Origin of the sequence: Sorangium sp. So ce1036 (assembly GCF_051369805.1) — a bacterium.
Taxonomy (GTDB): Bacteria; Myxococcota_A; Polyangia; order Polyangiales; family Polyangiaceae; genus Sorangium; species Sorangium cellulosum_F.
Map to the genome: position 1 here is coordinate 442,436 of NZ_JBBMOX010000002.1, position 17,730 is coordinate 460,165.

The 17,730-nt window shown below is 73.5% G+C and carries 17 protein-coding genes; 6 read left to right on the forward strand and 11 right to left on the reverse strand.

The features are described 5' to 3' along the window. Positions 1–279: 279 nt before the first annotated feature. The 4 genes from WMF31_RS38690 to WMF31_RS38705 all read right to left on the reverse strand — a co-directional run bounded on the left by WMF31_RS38690 (position 280) and on the right by WMF31_RS38705 (position 3,879). A complete protein-coding gene (locus WMF31_RS38690) occupies positions 280–981 on the reverse strand; it encodes a retron system putative HNH endonuclease (RefSeq protein WP_436606901.1) in 702 nt (233 codons plus the stop codon). Beyond that, complete coding sequence (locus tag WMF31_RS38695; protein WP_436606902.1) at positions 968–2,299, reverse strand: AAA family ATPase; 1,332 nt, start codon at positions 2,297–2,299, stop codon at positions 968–970. Before WMF31_RS38695 ends, WMF31_RS38690 begins: the two co-directional genes overlap by 14 nt. 125 nt (positions 2,300–2,424) lie before the next feature. Beyond that, the gene (gene tsaE / locus WMF31_RS38700; protein ID WP_436606903.1) at positions 2,425–2,937 is read right to left on the reverse strand and encodes a tRNA (adenosine(37)-N6)-threonylcarbamoyltransferase complex ATPase subunit type 1 TsaE; all 513 of its coding nucleotides are present in this window, start codon (positions 2,935–2,937) and stop codon (positions 2,425–2,427) included. 3 nt (positions 2,938–2,940) lie between these two features. Beyond that, the gene (locus WMF31_RS38705; protein WP_436606904.1) at positions 2,941–3,879 is read right to left on the reverse strand and encodes a hypothetical protein; all 939 of its coding nucleotides are present in this window, start codon (positions 3,877–3,879) and stop codon (positions 2,941–2,943) included. Between WMF31_RS38705 and WMF31_RS38710 the strand changes: the two genes are divergently transcribed. Next, entirely contained in the window at positions 3,857–4,267 is a 411-nt protein-coding gene (locus WMF31_RS38710) for a hypothetical protein (RefSeq protein ID WP_436606905.1), read from the forward strand. The genes WMF31_RS38705 and WMF31_RS38710 overlap by 23 nt on opposite strands. Here WMF31_RS38710 and WMF31_RS38715 read toward each other — a convergent pair. Further along, positions 4,240–6,339, reverse strand: coding sequence for a hypothetical protein (locus tag WMF31_RS38715; protein WP_436606906.1), 2,100 nt, complete (start codon positions 6,337–6,339; stop codon positions 4,240–4,242). The genes WMF31_RS38710 and WMF31_RS38715 overlap by 28 nt on opposite strands. 59 nt (positions 6,340–6,398) lie before the next feature. Between WMF31_RS38715 and WMF31_RS38720 the strand changes: the two genes are divergently transcribed. From WMF31_RS38720 to WMF31_RS38740, 5 genes are read left to right on the forward strand one after another with little or no spacing between them, the layout of a single operon-like run. Continuing rightward, positions 6,399–7,196 carry a succinate dehydrogenase cytochrome b558 subunit gene (locus WMF31_RS38720; RefSeq protein WP_436606907.1) on the forward strand — a complete coding sequence of 266 codons (798 nt, stop codon included), beginning with the start codon at positions 6,399–6,401 and terminating at the stop codon, positions 7,194–7,196. A gap of 54 nt (positions 7,197–7,250) precedes the next feature. After that, the gene (gene sdhA, locus WMF31_RS38725) at positions 7,251–9,284 is read left to right on the forward strand and encodes a succinate dehydrogenase flavoprotein subunit (protein ID WP_436606908.1); all 2,034 of its coding nucleotides are present in this window, start codon (positions 7,251–7,253) and stop codon (positions 9,282–9,284) included. A 1-nt stretch (position 9,285) separates the two neighbouring features. Then, on the forward strand, positions 9,286–10,134 hold the full coding sequence (sdhB, locus tag WMF31_RS38730; protein WP_436606909.1) for a succinate dehydrogenase iron-sulfur subunit: 849 nt from the start codon (positions 9,286–9,288) through the stop codon (positions 10,132–10,134). Positions 10,135–10,150: 16 nt separating this feature from the next. After that, positions 10,151–10,723 carry a DUF6932 family protein gene (locus WMF31_RS38735; RefSeq protein WP_436606910.1) on the forward strand — a complete coding sequence of 191 codons (573 nt, stop codon included), beginning with the start codon at positions 10,151–10,153 and terminating at the stop codon, positions 10,721–10,723. Beyond that, positions 10,707–11,657, forward strand: coding sequence for a hypothetical protein (locus tag WMF31_RS38740; RefSeq protein WP_436606911.1), 951 nt, complete (start codon positions 10,707–10,709; stop codon positions 11,655–11,657). The genes WMF31_RS38735 and WMF31_RS38740 overlap by 17 nt, the downstream gene beginning before the upstream one ends. A gap of 3 nt (positions 11,658–11,660) precedes the next feature. Here the strand turns inward: WMF31_RS38740 and WMF31_RS38745 are convergent, their stop codons facing one another. The 6 genes from WMF31_RS38745 to WMF31_RS38770 form a co-directional block, all read right to left on the reverse strand. Then, on the reverse strand, positions 11,661–12,206 hold the full coding sequence (locus tag WMF31_RS38745) for a hypothetical protein (protein ID WP_436606912.1): 546 nt from the start codon (positions 12,204–12,206) through the stop codon (positions 11,661–11,663). A gap of 62 nt (positions 12,207–12,268) precedes the next feature. Continuing rightward, complete coding sequence (locus WMF31_RS38750) at positions 12,269–13,153, reverse strand: branched-chain amino acid ABC transporter permease (protein ID WP_436606913.1); 885 nt, start codon at positions 13,151–13,153, stop codon at positions 12,269–12,271. Between the two features lie 51 nt (positions 13,154–13,204). After that, on the reverse strand, positions 13,205–14,404 hold the full coding sequence (locus WMF31_RS38755; protein ID WP_436606914.1) for an ABC transporter substrate-binding protein: 1,200 nt from the start codon (positions 14,402–14,404) through the stop codon (positions 13,205–13,207). Positions 14,405–14,771: 367 nt separating this feature from the next. Further along, positions 14,772–15,518 carry a TlyA family RNA methyltransferase gene (locus WMF31_RS38760; RefSeq protein ID WP_436606915.1) on the reverse strand — a complete coding sequence of 249 codons (747 nt, stop codon included), beginning with the start codon at positions 15,516–15,518 and terminating at the stop codon, positions 14,772–14,774. Beyond that, the gene (locus tag WMF31_RS38765) at positions 15,515–16,498 is read right to left on the reverse strand and encodes an ABC transporter substrate-binding protein (RefSeq protein ID WP_436606916.1); all 984 of its coding nucleotides are present in this window, start codon (positions 16,496–16,498) and stop codon (positions 15,515–15,517) included. Before WMF31_RS38765 ends, WMF31_RS38760 begins: the two co-directional genes overlap by 4 nt. 1 nt (position 16,499) lies before the next feature. Continuing rightward, the gene (locus WMF31_RS38770; protein WP_436606917.1) at positions 16,500–17,672 is read right to left on the reverse strand and encodes a trypsin-like serine protease; all 1,173 of its coding nucleotides are present in this window, start codon (positions 17,670–17,672) and stop codon (positions 16,500–16,502) included. Positions 17,673–17,730 lie beyond the last annotated feature (58 nt).

Consider the following 17,730-nt stretch of genomic DNA (forward strand, 5'->3'; position numbering starts at 1 on the left):
GGGGAGGGGACGCCGGCAGGGGACGCCGGCGGAGCCGTCGGGGGCCGCGCCGGGGCGTCGGATGCGATGTCGGCCGCTGTGATCGCGTCCGCCGGAGCGTCGGGAGCGGTGTCGGCCGCCGCGATCGCGTCCGCCGGGGCGTCGGGAGCGATGTCGGCCGCCGCGATCGCGTCCGCCGGGGCGTCGGGAGCGATGTCGGCCGCCGCGATCGCGTCCGGCGGAGCGTCGGGAGCGATGTCGGCCGCCGCGATCGCCTCCGACGCGGCGCCGTGCGCCACGTCAGCCGAGCTGCCGGAGCTTCTTTTCCAGGTAGTAGACCGCAGCCTGGCAGAAGGGCTGCAATCGACCGTTGCCATCCGGAGTCGACGAACGCTCCAGCAGCTCCTTCACGCGCGCGACCCTGGGCGCTCTCTTCCGAAATTCATTCCGCAGGGCATCGATCACGGCCCTCCGGTTCCGTTGAAGGCGGGCGATGTTGAGGTTCAGGCGCTCGATCTGCTCTTCAGCGCTGGCGCGAACCGCGGGCGAAAGGCCCCGCGCGGGTCGCATCTCGCCCTGGTCCGTATAGGAGAACATCGCTCGGACGTCGGGCGGGAATGCCGCCGGGTTCAGCTCGATCCGCTGCTCCTCTTTCGGGAGATATCCACGATAGGTGTCGCAATGATAGCGATCCCGGTGGTCTCCGCCGCCCTCCTCGGGGATGCCCACGTCGCCCAGGCAGACGCCGAGGAGGTTGCCCCAGTCGAAGACCCGCCCGGGCGACAGCGCGCGCGTCTCGAAATGCTCGATCTTCATGCCCTGGGCGCTGGGAGGCTCCGGCAGCCAGGACATGCAATAGGCGCAGAGCCCGCGCTGCTCCTTGAACGCGTGCTCCCGCATCTGCTGCTTCTGCGTTCCATGCACCGAGCTCCAGTCGGCGCCGGGCGTGCTCCGGAGGTCGCCCAGGCAGCCGGGCTCGCGGTCCTTCTCAATCCGGCGCATCGCCGGCCTCCGCCATGGAGAGCTCCCATCGCGCGGCGACGATCTGCGCGTCGTCCTCGCCGAGCAGGCTCGACAGCTCCGCCAGCAGGGCCCTCGCTTCCTCGAGCCGGCCGTCGTCGATCCGCCGCGCGAGCTCGTCGAGCTTCTCCTGGATCTCTCTCAGGCGCGACGGGGCGCCGAGGATGTCCTCCAGGATGGTGTTGGTGTCCTTTCCAGCGATCCGCTCGACCCGGTGCGCCTGGTGATCCGGATCGAGGAGGCGCACCGCGCCGCGCGGGGCCGACGACATCACCTGCGGTGAGTGCGTCGTCACGACGAACTGGAGGCCCGGGAACGCGCGAAGGAGGTCGTCGAGCACGCGCCATTGCCACGCGGGGTGGAGGTGGAGATCGACCTCGTCGATGAGCACGACGCCGGTCGCCCGCGCCGGCGCCTCGGCGCCGAGGTGCGGGTTGAGCTGCGTCGCGCGCCACGCGATGTCCGCCGCGACCGCGATGAGGTTCCGCTGGCCATCGGAGAGGGCCCCGAAAGGAAGGGAGGAGCCATCCGTGAAATCGACGCGCAGCTCCTGGTGGTTGGCGCTGTAATAGATCCGGCGCGCGCCCTCGAGGCAGGCGCAGGCCGCCGCGCTCACCCCCTCCAGCTCGGGGCTCCGCACCTCGGTGAGCGGGCGCCCCTCCTCCGCGGCGCGAGCGAGGCGCTGGACGCGATCCTCCTCGCGCCAGGCCATCCAGGACTCGAACCCCTTCTGGTCGGACGCGGCCTCGAGCGCGGCCCGGTAGCCCTGGAGCCTGCTCTTCAAGCCCGCCTTCTCGGGGCTCCTGTCCCGCTTGTGGTGCCAGAGCCGTCCTGTTCCGTAATAGGCGAGCACCGGGAGCGCGGTGGGCTCGCCATCCGCCATCCAAGCCTCGATGCCACGAGGCATGAATCGGGTCGCGTCCAGTGGACCTGTCCGACCGGCCTTGGTGACCTCGGCCGTCGTGCGGCTGTCGGCACCACGAAGCTCCCTCGCCCACTCGACATGGCCCAGCGGGGTCTCACCGCTCGCCTCGACGCGCACCGGGTAGCATGTCGCTGTGCTCGGGACGCCGCCGTGCATCGTGGTCACGAAGCGCGCTGCCGATTTCGGGATCCCACGATCGTCCCGGCCCGCCTTGAAGTAGCTCAGCCACGCTCCCAGCGCCACCGCCAGCCCTTCGAGCACGGTCGTCTTGCCCGTCCCGTTGCGGCCGACGAGCACCGTGAGCCGCGGCTCCAGGCGCAGCGCGAACCGCTCGAAGGCGCGGAAGTTGATCAGCCGGATCTCGTCGACACGCATCGTGGCCCGACGGGTGATATGCGCTGAAAGCGGCGGGAGCCAGCGGTTTCACGCCGAGCCGCCGAGCTCGCCGAGGGCCCCCTCGAGCCGCTCGAGTGTCGAGCACCGTACGGTCCCCTCTGTCCCTACGGCTCCATCTGTCCCTCGAGCGCCGCGAGCACCGCGGCGCTCCGCGCGCCGGTCGCCCTGATCTCCGCGGCGCGCCCCGGCGCGCTCGGGTCCTCGGGGGCCTCGAGCCGGATCACGAGCGCGTCCCCCCCGAGCGCCTCCACGAACGGCTCGCCCCACTCGACCACGACGAGCGCCCCCTCCGCGCGGCGCTCGCGCAGCCCGAGCTGCGCGAGCTCGGCGGCCGCGTCGCCCTCCGCGCCCGCCGCGGACGACGCGCCGCCGAGGCGGTAGGCGTCGGCGTGCGCGATGGGAATGCGGCCCTCGTGCTCGTGGACGAGCGTGAACGTCGGGCTGGTGACCGGGATCTCCTGCGGCACGCCGAGCGCGCGGCAGAGGGCGCGCGCGAAGAACGTCTTGCCCGCGCCCAGGTCGCCGGCGAGCACGACGAGGTCGCCGCCCGCGAGGCGGCCCGCCAGCGCGCGGGCGAGGCGGATCGTGCTGCGGCGGCGCGGCAGTTCGATCCGCATGCGTCAGAACCGGAGCCCCGCGCCGAGCGTCGCGCCGAGCAGGAGCAGCGACCCGTCCGCCGTGGGCACCCACCGGAGGTTGCCGAGATGGGCCTCGAGCTGCGCCGACCGGCTCAGCCCGAGCACGACGTCGAGCGACGCGCCCAGCACGGGGTGCACCTCGAGGTCGCCGCGGTACGTCGCGCCGCCGGGCCGGACGACCTCGCCCCCGCCCGACCGGAAGAACGCGCCGGCCAGGAGCGACGGGCCCACGTGGAGCGGGGACGCGCGGTACGCCCCGCCCTCGGGCGTCAGGCTGGGCGTCAGGAGGAGGCGCGCGCCGCCCTCGAGCCAGCCGGCGCCCGGCCCGACCAGGTTGCCGCCGCCGCCGGCGAACAGCTCGAGCCCGCGGTCCGCGACCGCGTACGAAATGCGCGCGGCCCCGACCAGCGAGGCCGCGCTGCCGCTCGCCCCCTCGAGGCGCGCCGCCGCGACCGCGGCGCCGAGCGAGGCGGTCACGGCGAGCCGGCGCCCGCCCGAGTACGCCGGCCAGACGCGCTCCGGCCCGAGCGGATACGCCATCTCCACCGCCCTCGCCGGCGGGGAGGGCGGGGGCCCGGGAAGAGGCGGCGGCGCGGCCTGGTCCGGCGCCGCGGCCCCGGGGGGCGGCGGAGGCGGCGGCAGGCCCGCCGGGGCCGAGCGCTCCCACGGGAGCGCGCCGGCGCCGAGCCCCTCCGGGCGGAGGAGCACGGCGAGCATCTCCCGCGTCTGCTCGGGCGACCGGCCCCGGTCGACCTCGCGCGCGACCGACTCGACCCGGCCGGTCGAGGCGAGGTACGCGGTGAGCTCGACGCGCGCGCTCGTGACCGCCGGCTCGACCGTGCTGGCCAGGACCCAGTCCGCGCCCGTCTGCGCGCTCACCGCGCGGTACTCGTCCGTGGTGTCGGCGACGCCGTCGGCCACGCCCGCGAGCGGCCGCGACGGCGCTGTCCTGCACCGGGGTGTGGCCGAGCGCGACGAGCCCGCGCGCGACCTCGGCCTGCGCGGCGCCGCGCGCGGCCTCGTCGGTGCCGCCGCGCGCGGGGAGCACCGCCACGCGATCGGCGAGCGCGGGCCGGGCGAGCGCGAGGAGCGCGCTGGCGGCGGCACAGCAGAGGGCTCGGCGGATCATGCGCCGCCATGCTACGCCCGCCGGGAGCCCGGAGCAGCCCCAGGACGGCGCGCCAGCATGCGCGTCACGCTCCCGACGACCGCCGGCGGCGCGCTCCCGACGACCGCCGGCGGCGCGCTCCCGACGACCGCCGGCGCCGTGGCTCGTCCGGCTCATCGCGCTCTCCCGATCTCGCGGTAGCCGACCGTCCTCGGGAGCACCCGCGCCCCGCCGAAGCCGGTCGTCGAGGTGGTCCACAGCGTGGTCGACGCGCTGCGGACCGCGCTCGCGGCCGCGAAGCGCCGCGCTTTCACCTCCGCCGGGTCCTCGGTGCCCGTCTTGGGCAGCCTCCGCACGCCGGCCCGGGCGAGCACGCCGGCGTCGTGCCCGAGCGCCGCCCAGAAGCTCGGCGGCGACGGGTGCCTGGCGAGCCACGCCGCGAGCGTGGATCCGGCGTCCGGCGCGTCGCGGCGCGGCGCCGCCGGATCGAGCGCGCCCGGCGGCGCGGCCTGCCCGCCGTCCGGCGCCGCCGTGAGCGGGAAGGGCCCGGCCGTCGCGACGAGCGCGCCCGGCGGCGCCGAGGTGGCCGCCTCGAAGCCGACCGCGATCGTCACCGAGCGCGGGGCGGCGCGGATCACCTGCTCCGCGCAACGCGCGTCGCCTGCCAGCACGAGCCCGCGGACGCCGAGGGGTCGCAGCGCGCGCGCGTCGAAGGCGCCGTCGCACGGCAGCCTCAGCGCGACGTCGCCCGCGTCGGCGCCGCCCGCATGGCCGCCAGCCACGGCGCCGCCCGCATGGCCGCCGGCCACGGCGCCGCCCGCATGGCCGCCGGCCACGGCGCCGCCGCTCGCGTCGCCGCCGCCCGCGTCGCCGCCCGCGTCGCCGCCGCCCGCGTCGCCGCCCGCGTCGCCGCCCACGACGGCGATGGGCTTCGCGCCCCGCGCGGCGAGCGCGGCCGCGAGGACCTCGACGTCCGTCGCGGGCTCCTCGCCCACGACGAAGACGAACTCGCCGTCGAGCGCCGCCGGCTCCGGCGGGTGGACGAGCAGCACCGGGATCGCGTGCGCCCGCGCGAACCTCGCCGCCGCGGTCGCCTGCTCCCGGTCGGAGCCGGCGATGAGCACCGCGGCGCCCTCGGCGGTGAGGCTGCTCAGCGCCTCGTCCACGCTCCCCTGGCCGCCGTCGTCGCGGCTCACGAGCCGCGCGTCCGAGCCCGGCCGGAGCAGCCCGAGCCCGTGCGCCACGCCGGCGGCGATGTCGACCCCCCGGCGGCGTGACGTGGCCGTGCGCGTGGAGAGCAGCAGGCCGACCGTCGGGGGCTCGACGCGCGCGGTCCCCGCGCCGGCCGCGAGCGCGGCGACCGCGTCGCCCTGGTCACCGAGCAGCGGGGCCGCGCGGGTGAGCAGCTCCTCTGCGAGCGCGACGTCGCGGCGCTCGAGGGCGGCGCGCGCGAGGCGCTCGGCCACGAGCGAGCGGACGTCCGTCGCCGGATCCGTGATCTCGGCGGTCGCGTGCCCGGCGCGCAGCGCGGCCGTGAGGTGCGCGTCCGGGACCTCGCGCAGGAGCGCCTCGACCCGCGCCCGGACCACGGCGCGCTCGTCGTCGCCCGCCTCGCGCAGCCAGACGCTCATCAGCTCGATCGCCTGCGTCCACGCGCCGGCCTCCATCGCGGCGGCGGTGATCTCCTCGTTGAGGAGCGAGCGCACGTGCGGGTCGATCACCTTGCTCACGAGCGGGCGCAGCGCCCCGAACGCCCGCCTCGGCTCGCCGGCGCGCCGGAGCGCCGCGCCGCGCAGCACGCGCGCGAGGTCCCCCGTCGCGCTCCGCCCCCCCGCCTCGATCTGCGCCGAGAGCGCCTCGGCGCGGCGGAGATCGCCCTTCTCCAGCGCGATCCAGGCGAGGTGGGCGTCCGCGACGCGCGCGAGGTCGTCGCCCGCGTGGCGCCGCCGGAAGGCGAGGAGCTCCGGCTCCAGGGCGATGCGCTCGGCGCGCCCGCCGCTCGCGAAGCGCGCGAGGATGCGCTGCAGATCGGCCTGGGCCTCGGGCGACCCGCCGAGGACCGGGCTCACCGGCTCGCCGCCGCCCGGCGCGCCGCCGCACGCGGCGCCGGCGAGCGCCGCGCCGAGCGCGATGATGCCCGCGCGCGCGGCGGCGGCGAGCGCCGCGCCGGCGCCGCGCGCCCGGCGGCGCGGGCCCGCGCATCGAGCGCACGGGCCCGCGCTCGATGCGCCAAAGGCCGAGGAAAATCGACCGAAACTGTTGACAGCGTTCACCTTGACGTCACCCGGGCCATCCCATACACCCGCCGCGCCCGCCTTCCATCGAGGTCAGCGTGTCCGAGGCAACCCCCGCGAGATCGCTCTCTCACGAGAGCCGCCGGTCCTTTCTCCTGCGCAAGCTGCATTCTCTCACCGGCGCCATCCCCGTGGGCGGTTTCCTGGTCTTTCATTTCTGGACCAACGCGAAGGCCCTCCAGGGACAGGAGCGCTTCGACGACGCGGTCGCGGAGATCGCGCGCATGCCGTACCTGCCCGCGCTCGAGATCGGGCTCGTCGTGCTGCCGCTCGCGTTCCACGCCCTGTACGGCGTGAAGCTCGCGCTCGAGGGCAAGCCGAACGTCGGCAAGTACACGTACTCGCGCAACTGGATGTACACGATGCAGCGGGTCACCGGCGTGCTCGCCCTCGCGTTCATCGGGTTTCACATGTGGGAGTACTGGGCGCAGAAGTGGCTCGGCCGGATGGCGCCCCAGGAGTTCTACCCGCGGCTGTGCGCCAACATGGCGTCGACCGTGGGCGGCGTGCCGGTGATCGCGCTCGTCTACCTCTTCGGCATCGCCGCGAGCGTGTTCCACTTCGCGAACGGCCTCTGGGGCTTCTGCTTCTCGTGGGGGATCACCGTGTCGCGGAGGGCGCAGCGGATGGCGGCGGTGGCGTTCGGCGTGGTCGGCCTCCTGGTCTTCCTGCTCGGCGCCAACACGGTGATCTACTTCGCGACCGGCGCGGCGCTCCCGGGGACGGCGAGCGCGGCCGCGGACGGGGCCCGCACCTGCGCGGACCTCCCGCCCCCGGCCACGGCGCGCCGGGCGGCGGGGGCGCCGGAAGAGCCGATCGCGCCGGCCCCGCACTGACCATCGTCGCGGCCGCGCCCCGGCGGGGAGCGGCAGAGGAGCATCGGATCGAACATGGCCGCGAAGAGCACGACGAGGAGCGAGGGGGGGAAGGTTCGGCGGGTGGTCGTCGTCGGGGGCGGCCTCGCCGGCCTGATGACGGTCATCAAGCTGTGCGAGGCGAAGGTCCCGGTCGACCTCCTCTCCCTCGTGCCCGTGAAGCGCTCGCACTCGGTGTGCGCGCAGGGCGGCATCAACGCCTCGGTGAACACGAAGGGCGAGGGGGACAGCCCAAAGGTGCACCTCGAGGAGACGGCGTACGGCGGCGATTTCCTCGCGAACCAGCCGCCGATCAAGGGCATGGCCGAGGCCGCGCCGGGCATCGTGCACCTGCTCGACCGCATGGGCGTGCCGTTCAACCGGACGCCGGAGGGCCTGCTCGACTTCCGCCGCTTCGGCGGCACGCTCTACCACCGCACGGCCTACGCCGGCGCGACCACGGGGCAGCAGCTCCTCTACGCGCTCGACGAGCAGGTGCGCAGGCTCGAGCTCGCCGACGTGACCGACGCGCACGGGGTGGCGATCCCGGGCGAGAAGATGGTCCGCAAGTTCGAGCTCTGGGACTTCCTCGGGGCGATCCTCGACGACTCCGGCACGTGCGTGGGCTGCGTCGCGCAGGACCTGAAGTCGATGCAGATCCGCGCCTTCACGGGCGACGCGGTCGTGCTCGCGACGGGCGGCTGCGGCATCGTCTTCGGCCGCTCCACGCTGAGCGTCATCTGCACCGGGACGGCCGCGTCGGCGGTCTACCAGCAGGGCGCGGTGTACGCGAACGGCGAGTTCATCCAGGTGCACCCGACCGCGATCCCGGGCGCCGACAAGCTGCGGCTCATCTCCGAGAGCGCGCGCGGCGAGGGCGGCCGCGTCTGGGTGCCGAAGGACCGGACCGACGCGCGGGATCCGAAGGACATCCCCGAGCGGGAGCGCGACTACTTCCTCGAGCGGCTCTACCCCGGCTACGGCAACCTCGTCCCCCGCGACATCGCCTCGCGCGCGATCTTCAGGACGTGCTTCCACGAGGGGCGCGGCATCTTCAACGCGACGACGGGCAGGAACGAGAACGAGGTCTACCTCGACCTGACCCACAAGGACGAGGCGTTCCTCCGCCAGAAGCTCGCCGGCATCCTCGAGATCTACGAGAAGTTCGCCGGCACCGACCCGTACAGGAGCCCGATGAAGGTCTTCCCGGCGGTCCACTACTCGATGGGCGGCCTGTGGGTCGACTACGAGGCGGACGCGCGGGGCGCGCTCAAGGTCGGCTCGCCGCGCAACCACGCGACGAGCATCCCGGGGCTCTACGCGGTCGGCGAGGTGGACTACCAGTACCACGGGGCCAACCGGCTCGGGGCCAACTCGCTCCTGTCGTGCCTCTACGGCGGCATGGTCTGCGGTCCTGCTGTTGCGAGCTATCAGAAGAGCATGCGTCGGGGCGCGCTCGACCTGCCGCGGTCGATCTTCGAGAAGGCCGAGAAGCGCGCCGAGGCCGACTACCAGCGCATCCTCACGCAGAACCAGGACGAGGAGCGGCCCGAGAACGCGTACCGGCTACACCAGGAGCTCGGCGAGGTGATGCTGCGCGACTGCACGATCGAGCGCGACAACGCGACGCTCGACCGGGTGCTCGAGAAGATCGGCGAGCTCGAGGAGCGGGCCGGGCGGATCCGGTGCACGGACACGGCCCAGCGCGTGAACCAGGGGGCGCAGTTCGTGCGCCATTTCGAGAACATGCTCGTGCTCGCGCGGGTGATCGCCGAGGGGGCGCGGCGCCGCGACGAGTCGCGCGGGGCGCACTACAAGCCGGAGTTCCCGGTGCGGAACGACGCGGAGTGGCTGCGCACGACGCTGGCGCGGCACGAGGAGAAGGGCGCCGTGCGGTTCGTCCGCGAGCTCGACTACGCGTGCGCCGGCCAGTCGATCCACGTGACCGACGCCGTGGACACGTCGCTGGTCACGCCGCGGGAGCGCAAGTACGAGCAGGCGGGCGCGGCGAGCGCGGCGAGCGCCGCGAACGTCCAGCCGGCGGGCAAGCCGTCGCAGAAGAGCGTGTAGGATGGCCAAGGCGAGCGGAGAGAAGGCGAACGGGGCGGCGGCGCCGGCGGCGAACGGGGCGGCGGCGCCGGCGCCTCAGGCGAGGGGCGAGGGTCGGCTGGTGCACCTGCGCGTGCGGCGGCAGGACACCGCGGACCGGCCGGAGACGCGGCGCTGGGAGGAGTTCAAGGTCCCCTACCTGCCGCAGATGAACGTGATCAGCGCGCTGCAGCAGATCCAGCGGGATCCGCGGACCGTGGACGGCAAGGAGGTGGCGCCGGTCGTCTGGGAGGCGGTGTGCCTGGAGGAGGTGTGCGGCGCGTGCACGATGGTGATCAACGGCCGTGTGCGCCAGGCCTGCTCGGCGCTCATCGACCAGCTCGCCCCGAAGGGCGAGGTGATCACGCTGGAGCCGATGTCCAAGTTCCCGCTCGTCCGCGACCTGCTCGTGGACCGGAGCCGGATGTTCGAGGACATGAAGCGGGTGCGCGCGTGGATCGACGTCGACGGCACGCACGAGCTCGGCCCGGGGCCGCGCGAGTCGCAGGCGCGGCAGCAGGAGCGATATCCGCTCTCCCGCTGCATGACGTGCGGCTGCTGCGTCGAGGCGTGCCCGCAATACAATGACGGGACGAAGTTCGTCGGCGCCTTCGCGCTCAACCTGGTGCGGCTCTACAACATGCACCCGACCGGGGCGATGCGTCAGGACGAGCGGCTGGAGTCGGTGATGAGCGAGGGGGGGATCACCGATTGCGGCAAGTCGCAGAACTGCGTCGAGGTCTGCCCGAAGGAGATCCCGCTCGTCGACTCGATCGCGGCGGTCGCCCGCGACACGACCAAGCGGATGCTGTTCGGCTGGCTGCTGAAGTAGACGAGGGGGCCGAGCCATGCCCATCCCGAAGGCGGTTCGGGTCCGAAGCGGACGGAACGCGATCCTGCCGCCGTTCCTCAAGTCGCCGATCCGGCGCGACTGTGTCTCGCCGTACCTCGCGACGCCTGTCGAGCTCGTCGAGCGTTACGCCACGTCGAAGCAGCGGATCCGCATTCTGGAGGGCCTGCTCGCCTACCGCGCCGAGCTCCGGCGCATAGGGCTCCGGTCCGGGATCCAGTGGATCGACGGAAGCTTCGTGGAAGCGATGGACCGGGAGCCGAACGATGTGGACGTCGTGACGATCGCTCCGCTGCCATCGACATGGATCCCGGAGGACGAGGAGCTGTTCGACGCAGACAAGGCGAGGGCGCGCTCCCTGTGCGACGCTTGGTTCGTGGACCTCTCCACCGCCGACCTGGCCGGCCTCATCTCCGACGTGACGTACTGGTTCGGCTTGTTCTCTCACCAGAAGCAGAGCCAGCAGTGGAAAGGCATGGTCCAGCTCGAGCTCGTCACCACGGACTCCGATGCCGCGGCGAGCATGCGGCTCGCGACCTTGAAGGGGGAGAGCCATGAGCGCCGCGGATGACCGTGCCTACCTCGAGGCGCAGCGGGCGTTCATTCACGAGCGGCTCGGCCGTCTCGGCCCGGAGCAGAAGCTCTTGCGCATCAACCTGGAGAGCCGCCTCCGGAGGCTCGACGAGGAGATCGCCGCGCTGGAGACGGTCGCGGCGATCGGCGGGCGCGCGAAGGCGAGCCTCGTGTTCGGCGGGAATCCGGTCGCCGAGGCGGGCGCCATCGAGGCGACGTTCGGCGCGGACGCGCTCAAGGCGTTCCAGCGCCTCGTTTCAACGACGGCGTCGACGCTCGGCGGGCGCGAGCTCGGCGCGCGCGGTCGCATCCCGGACGAGAAGAGCTACCGTCTGTTCGTCACCGGTACGTTCCCTGGATCGTTCGGGTTCGAGCTCGAAGAGATGGTCACGGAGCCCGAGCAGGAGCCCGGCGTGCTGCGCGGAGCCGTGGACGAAGCGAGCCGACTGCTCCAGGCGACGCAGCTGGAGGAGGAGGCCTACGCCGACGCGGTCGCCCAGTCGAATCCTCGGGTCGTGCGCGCGCTCGCGAGCTTCCTGGAGCTCATGGAGAGCCGGGGGGCAACGCTGCGCCTCGCTGCCGGGGAGCGAGAATGCCGCTTCGAGACGCCGGAGCTCGTGGCCGCGGCCGCGGAGCGCGCACGAAAGACGGACATCCGCGAGTCGGAGGAACGGCTCACCGGCGTGCTCAGCGGCGTGTTCGCGGTGGGGCGGCAGTTCGAGTTTCAGCTCGACGAGCGCGGCGAGGTCGTCCGCGGGCGCGTCGGCTACGGCATCGCGGACCCAGCATCCCTCAAGCCCTATCTCTGGACTCGCTGTGTGGCGCACGTGTGGATCGTGACGGTCGAGCGGACCGGCAAGGAGCACCGCACGTACTATCTCACGCGCATCGAGCCTCTGCCCGGAGACGAGACCGAGCCAGAGCAGCGATGACCATTACGGGAACGGCACGACGCCGGGCCCGAGCTGCACCGGCGCGCCGGCGCGCTGCCGCTCGATTTTCCGGATGCGCAGACCGAGCAGGTGCGTGAGCAGCGTGCAGGTCTGGTGCGCGCGCGGCGTCACGGCGCACCCGCTCCAGACGCCGAACGGCTCGCGCTCGCCGTCCTCCCCGTACCGGATGACCGCGCCCGTGTGCGCGACCGTGAGCCACGCGTTCGCCTCGCCCGGCAGCGCGGCGTGCAGCACGCCGATCTGCCCGAGCGCGTCGTCGTTCGGGCCGGTGACCCGGCCGTCCACCTCCAGGAGCGCCACCGGCTCGGCCGAGAGGCCATAGACCCGCCCGCCCCGGTCCACGTTGAGCTCGTGCTCGCCGTTCACGAGGATCTTGCCGTCCGGCATCACGTCGACCGCGAGATCGCCGAGCACCCAGCGGGCCCGGGGGAGGTCGAGCAACGCGCCGCCGCGCGCCCAGTTGGCGGGGGGCGCCGCGACGCACGCGAGGAGCAGCGAGACCGGCACGGCGAGGGCGAGGCGTCGCATGCGCCGAGCATACCGCACGCGTCGCGGCGAGGAGGTCGGCCCGCTGGCCAGGCCGGCCGGGGCTACACCTTCTCGGTCCCGGCCGTGCCGAGCAGCCCCGTCGGCTTCACGAGGAGCACCGCGATCAGCGCCGCGAACACCAGGACGTCCTGCAGGCCCGAGTAGGGCGTGAGCTTCGTCAGCTCGCCGATGACCCCGATCAGCATGCCCCCGAGCATGGCGCCCGTGATGTTGCCGATGCCGCCGATGACGGCCGCCACGAAGGCGCGCGTGCCGATCACCACGCCCATCGTGGGATACACCTGCGACTGGTCGAGGCAGTAGAGCACCGCGCCCACCGCCGCGAGCATCGAGCCCGTGACGAAGGTGAGCGCGATGATGCGGTTCGTCCGCACGCCCATCAGCCGGGCGGCCTCGACGTTCATGCTGAGCGCGCGCATCGCCTTGCCCGTCCACGTCCGCTGCACGAGGAGCTCCAGGCCGATCATCACGACGACCGCGGTGACGAAGATCACCTTGCGCGTGTGCTCGATCGGCAGGAGCTGCGGGTAGCCGCGGTAGCGGGCGGTGAAGAGGAGCTGCGCCAGGTTCTGGAGGAGGACGCTCATCCCGAGCGCCGTCACGAGCGGCGTGATCCGCGTGTTCGCGAGGCCCCGGCCGCGCGCGCGCAGCGGCGCGTAGGCCACCCTCTCGACCGCCACCCCGAGCGCGCCCGCGAACGCCATCGCACAGAGCGTGCCGCCCACGCCCGCGACCAGCGGGGAGTCGCCGGCGCCGAGGGCCGTGATCCCGAAGAGCCCGGCGAAGGCGCCCATCATGAACACCTCGCTATGAGCGAAGTTGATGAGCTTCAAGATGCCGTAAACCATCGTGTACCCGAGGGCGATGAGGGCGATCATCGACCCCTGGGCGAGCCCCGTGATGAGGGCATTCACGATCTTTTCCATGGAGACCTCTGGGAGGGCGGCGCGGCCGTCGACCGCGCGCGGGCGCCGTCGCTACTGCTTGGCGGACTTCTCGTTGACCGTCGCGTAATAGGTGAATTGCTTGTCCTTGATCTGGACGATCACGACCGGCTTGTCCGCGTTGCGCTCGGCGTCGATGGTGATGGTCCCCGTCGCGCCCTGGAAGCCCTTCGTCTCCTGGATGGCCTGCCGGATGCCGTCCGGCGTCATCTCCTTGGCGCGGCTCATCGCGTCCGCGAGCAGCTTGGCCGCGTCGTACGCCTGGGCCGCCATGCTCGACGGCGTGCGGTTGTATCGCTCCTTGTACTTCTTCACGAAAGCCTGCGAGTTCGGCCAGGGCACGTCCGGCGCGTAGTGGTTCGTGAAGTACGCGCCCTCGAGCTCCTCCGCCGCGTCGCGCAGGAGCTCGTTCGCGTCCCACCCGTCGCTGCCGACGAACATGCTGCCCGGAACGCCCGCGGCCTTGGCCTGCCGCGCGATCGGCGCCATCGAGGTGTAATAGATCGGCGCGTAGATCATCTCGGGGTTCGCCGACTTGAGCTCGTTGATGTACGTGGTGAAGTTGGTCTCCTTCTTGAGGAAGCTCTTCTCCATCACGACCTCTCCGCCGAGGCGCTTCACCTCGTCGCGGAACTCCTTGGCGAGGCCGGAGGAGTAGAGATCGTCGGAGGCGAAGAGGAGCCCCACCTTCTTCTTCTTGAGCGTGTTCACGATGAACTGCGCGCCCATCCGGCCCTGCACGTCGTCCGTGAAGCAGGCGCGGAACACGTACGGGCCGACCTTCGTCACGTCCGGGTTCGTGGACGACGGCGTGATCATCGGCACCTTCTTCCGGTTGGCGACGATGCCGCCGGCCCGCGATCGCGACGAGGCGACCTCCCCGAGCACCGCGATCACCTCGTCGCGGTCGATGAGCTGTAATACCTTGTTGGTCGCTTCCTCGGGCTTCGATTTGTTGTCCTCGAACAGGACCTTGATCGGCTTGCCCTTGACCCCTCCGGCCTGGTTGACCTCGTCGATGGCGAGCTCGATACCCTCCTTCGAGTCGACGCCAAAGGCCGTCTCTTCCCCCGAGAGGCTCAGGTACGAGCCGACCTTCCAGTGCGGGTCGCTCTCCGCCTGCTTCGCGGCGTCGCCGTTCGCGCCGCCGTCCTTCTTGCCGCACCCGAGCGCCAGCGCGCTCAGCGCGAGCGCCCCGGCGATCATCCTCACCAATCCCCGTCGTCCGAGCATGTCGTCGTCCTCCCTCTCGCCGGGCCGCCTCGCTGCCGATCGGCCGTCCCTGTGGCCAGCGCCGCCCCATCGCGGCGCAGAGCGCGTGTACTCGTCGCGTCTACCATTGTCTACGCGGCCCGTCAGCTAGGTCGGGCATCCGGGCGCGCGGCGCGCACCCGCTCAAGTGCTTGACTCTCCAACCATTCCAACGGCCGAGCCCGCCGCTGCACGTCCGCCGGCGCCCGCGGGGGGTGGGGCCCGCGGGGGCTCTCCGGAGGGGCTGGAGTGCAGGCGCGCCACGAAAGGGGCTCGCCGGAACGCAAGCCCCGGAGGGGGGCCCCCGTGCCCCCGCACCACCCCGCGCGAGGCGCGCGGCGACGGGAGGCTAGCCGGCGCGGCGCGCGTGGACGAAGTGCTCGACGTTGCCCTTGGGCCCGCGCACGGCGCTGTCGACCTCGCCCACGACCGAGAAGCCCGCGGCCTCGATGGCCCCCCGGGCCTCGGCGATCGCCGCGAGGCGGGTCGCCTCGTCGCGGATGACCCCGCGGGCGCGCGCGGCGGCCTCGCGGCCCGCCTCGAACTGCGGCTTGATCAGCGCCACGAGGTCGCCCGAGGGGCGGAGCACGCGCGCGATCGCCTCGATCAGCCGGGAGATGCTGATGAACGACGCGTCGACCACGACGAGGTCGATCGGGCAGTCGAAGTCGCCCGCCGTGAGCTCGCGCGCGTTGACCCGATCGCGCACCACGACGCGCGGGTCGGCGCGCAGCTTGCTGGCGAGCTGGCCGTAGCCGACGTCGACGGCGAACACGCGCGCGGCGCCGCGCTGGAGCAGGCAGTCGGTGAAGCCGCCCGTCGACGCGCCCACGTCGACGCACGTCTTTCCGGCCACGTCGAGGCCGTGCGCGGCGAAGGCCGCGAGCGCGTGCTCGAGCTTGTCGCCGCCCCGCGAGACGAACCGGGGGCCCGAGGCGACGTGGAGCTCGGTGTCCTCCGGGAGCATCGTGCCCGGCTTGTCGATGCGGCGGGGCCCCGAGGTGACCTTGCCGGCCATGATGAGCGCCTGGGCCTCGGTCCGCGAGCCGGCGAGCTTGCGGGCGACGAGCAGCGCGTCGGCGCGCACGCGGGTCACGGCGCCTCCGCGGGCGGCGGGGCGAGGGGGGAGGGCGGTTCGCGGCCCGCGCCCCCGCCGCGGGGGAGGGGAGCGGCGGCGGGCTCCGCCAGCGCCAGCGCGTCGCCGTGGACCGCCCGGGCCACGGCCGCGAGCCCGTCGCCGATGCGCGGCCCCGGGCGCAGCGCCACGTCGGTGCGGAGCGGCCGCACGCGCCCCTCCCGCACCGCGCGCAGCGACCGGAAGCCGGGCGCCTCCCGGAGCGTCGAGAGCCGCACGGCGCCGTGCGCGTCGCCCTCGCCGGCCGTGCCGTCGAGCAGCACGTCCGGATCGAGCGCGAGCAGGTGCTCGACCCCGATCGAGGGGTACGGGCCGCCGCGGGTGATCACGTTCTCGCCGCCGGCGATCCGGATGAGCTCGTCGGCGAAGCTGCCGGGGCCCGCCACGAAGAGGGGCGACGTGTCGAACAGCAGCGCGACCCGGACGCGCGGCCTCGCCTTCACGGCCTGCTCGACCGCGAGGCGCCGCGCGCGGATGCGATCGATCGCCCGCTCGGCGCCCGGGGCCGCGCCGAGCCGCCGGCCGAGCTCGGCGAGCATCGCCTCGATCTGCGCGAGCGACTCGGTCTCGGGCAAGTACGTCGCGATCCCGTGCCCGCGCAGCGCCTCGTCGAGCGCCGACCCGGCGGGGCCGCGCGCGCCGATCACGAGCGTCGGCGAGAGCGCGACGATTGCCTCGATGCTCGGATCGGCGTAACCGCCGACGCTGGGCAGCCGGAGCGCCTCGGGCGGGTGGTCGCAGTAGCGGGAGCGGCCGGCGAGCGCCGCGCCGGCCCCGATCGCGAACGCCGCCTCCGTGGTGCTGGGCGACAGGGAGACGACGCGCGCCGCGCCGGCGGCGGCCGGGGCCTTGCGCCCGCACGCCGAGAGCCCGAGCGCGGCGAGCGCGGCGAGCGCCGCCCGCCGCCGGAGCCGGGGGCCCCGCGCGGAGGGGCGCCGCACGTCAGGCACGCGGGGCCCGGCCGCGGCCACGCCGCCGCAGGCCCGCGACGGCGCCGAGGCCCGCCGCGCCGAGCAGCCACGGGACCGGCTCCGCCGGAGCCGGCCCGGGCCGGACGCTGCACGACGCCTCGTCCTCGCCGTCATCCGGCGCGGGGAGCTCCGCGCAGAAGCCGATCTCCTCGTCGCAGCGGAAGCCGCTCGGGCACGTCGCGACGTCGCTGCAGGGCCGGGTGCAATAGTTGTCGAGGCAGGCATTCGCCGGGCACTCCTCCGCGAGCTCGCACGCAGCGCCGACCTCCGCCGAGTAGACGGGATCGGTCGGGAAGCCGGTGGCCCACGGCGGCGCTTCGTACCCGCCGAGGCGGGCGGCGCGCAAGGTCGTCTCCTTGATCCACGCCGCCCAGCCGTACACGTACCCGTAGATCGGGTACTCGCACGCCTGGGCCCCGCGCGAGGTCACGCCGATCACGCGGTGCATGAGGTCGAGGCTGGGCCCGCCCGAGTCCCCCTCGCAGATGCCCGTGTCGCCGACCCACTCCGTGGGCTTCACCAGGGACGACGGGCACCCGTCCGCCACGCAGTCGATGAACAGGTTGTCCCGGCGCCGCCGCAGGCCCGCGCCGGTGCTCCGATCGTTCGTCGCCCCGAAGCCGACCGCGTAGTACTGCTCGCCCTCGACGAGCGGGACATCGACCCGCGGCACGAGCGGGGCCGCGTCGCTCTCCGGGATCAGCTCGTCCAGGATCAGGATCGCCTGGTCGTTGCCACAGAAGCTGTCGATCTCCGCGCCTTCCGCGCCTTCCGCGCCGGGGAGCAGCACGATCTCGCGACCGGCATAAAATCGCGAAGTTCTGCCGATCTCCGCGTCGGTGGTCACGTGGATGCGCCGCGCCAGGTGCGTGTCCGTGAACCGCGTGGACCGGCAGGTGATCTGGCCGTCGAGCTCATTGGCCATGTCCGATACGCAATGTCGCGCCGTCAGCACCACGTTCGGGGCAATCAAGCTCCCCGTGCAGATCGCGCCGATCTCGGCGTTGTACATGCCCACGACGGCCCTGTCGTCGTTGTCCAGGTAGCCGTCCTGGATGGCGTCCTGCGCCTCGCCCGTCGCGTCGGGGGGGGCCTCCAGGGTCGAGCTGCAGGCGGTCGTGGTGAGTCCCAGGGCAAGGAACAAGCTGACTCTGGGCGAGCAAGACGACATCGAGCGCCTCCGGGTACTGCAATGTGGGTGT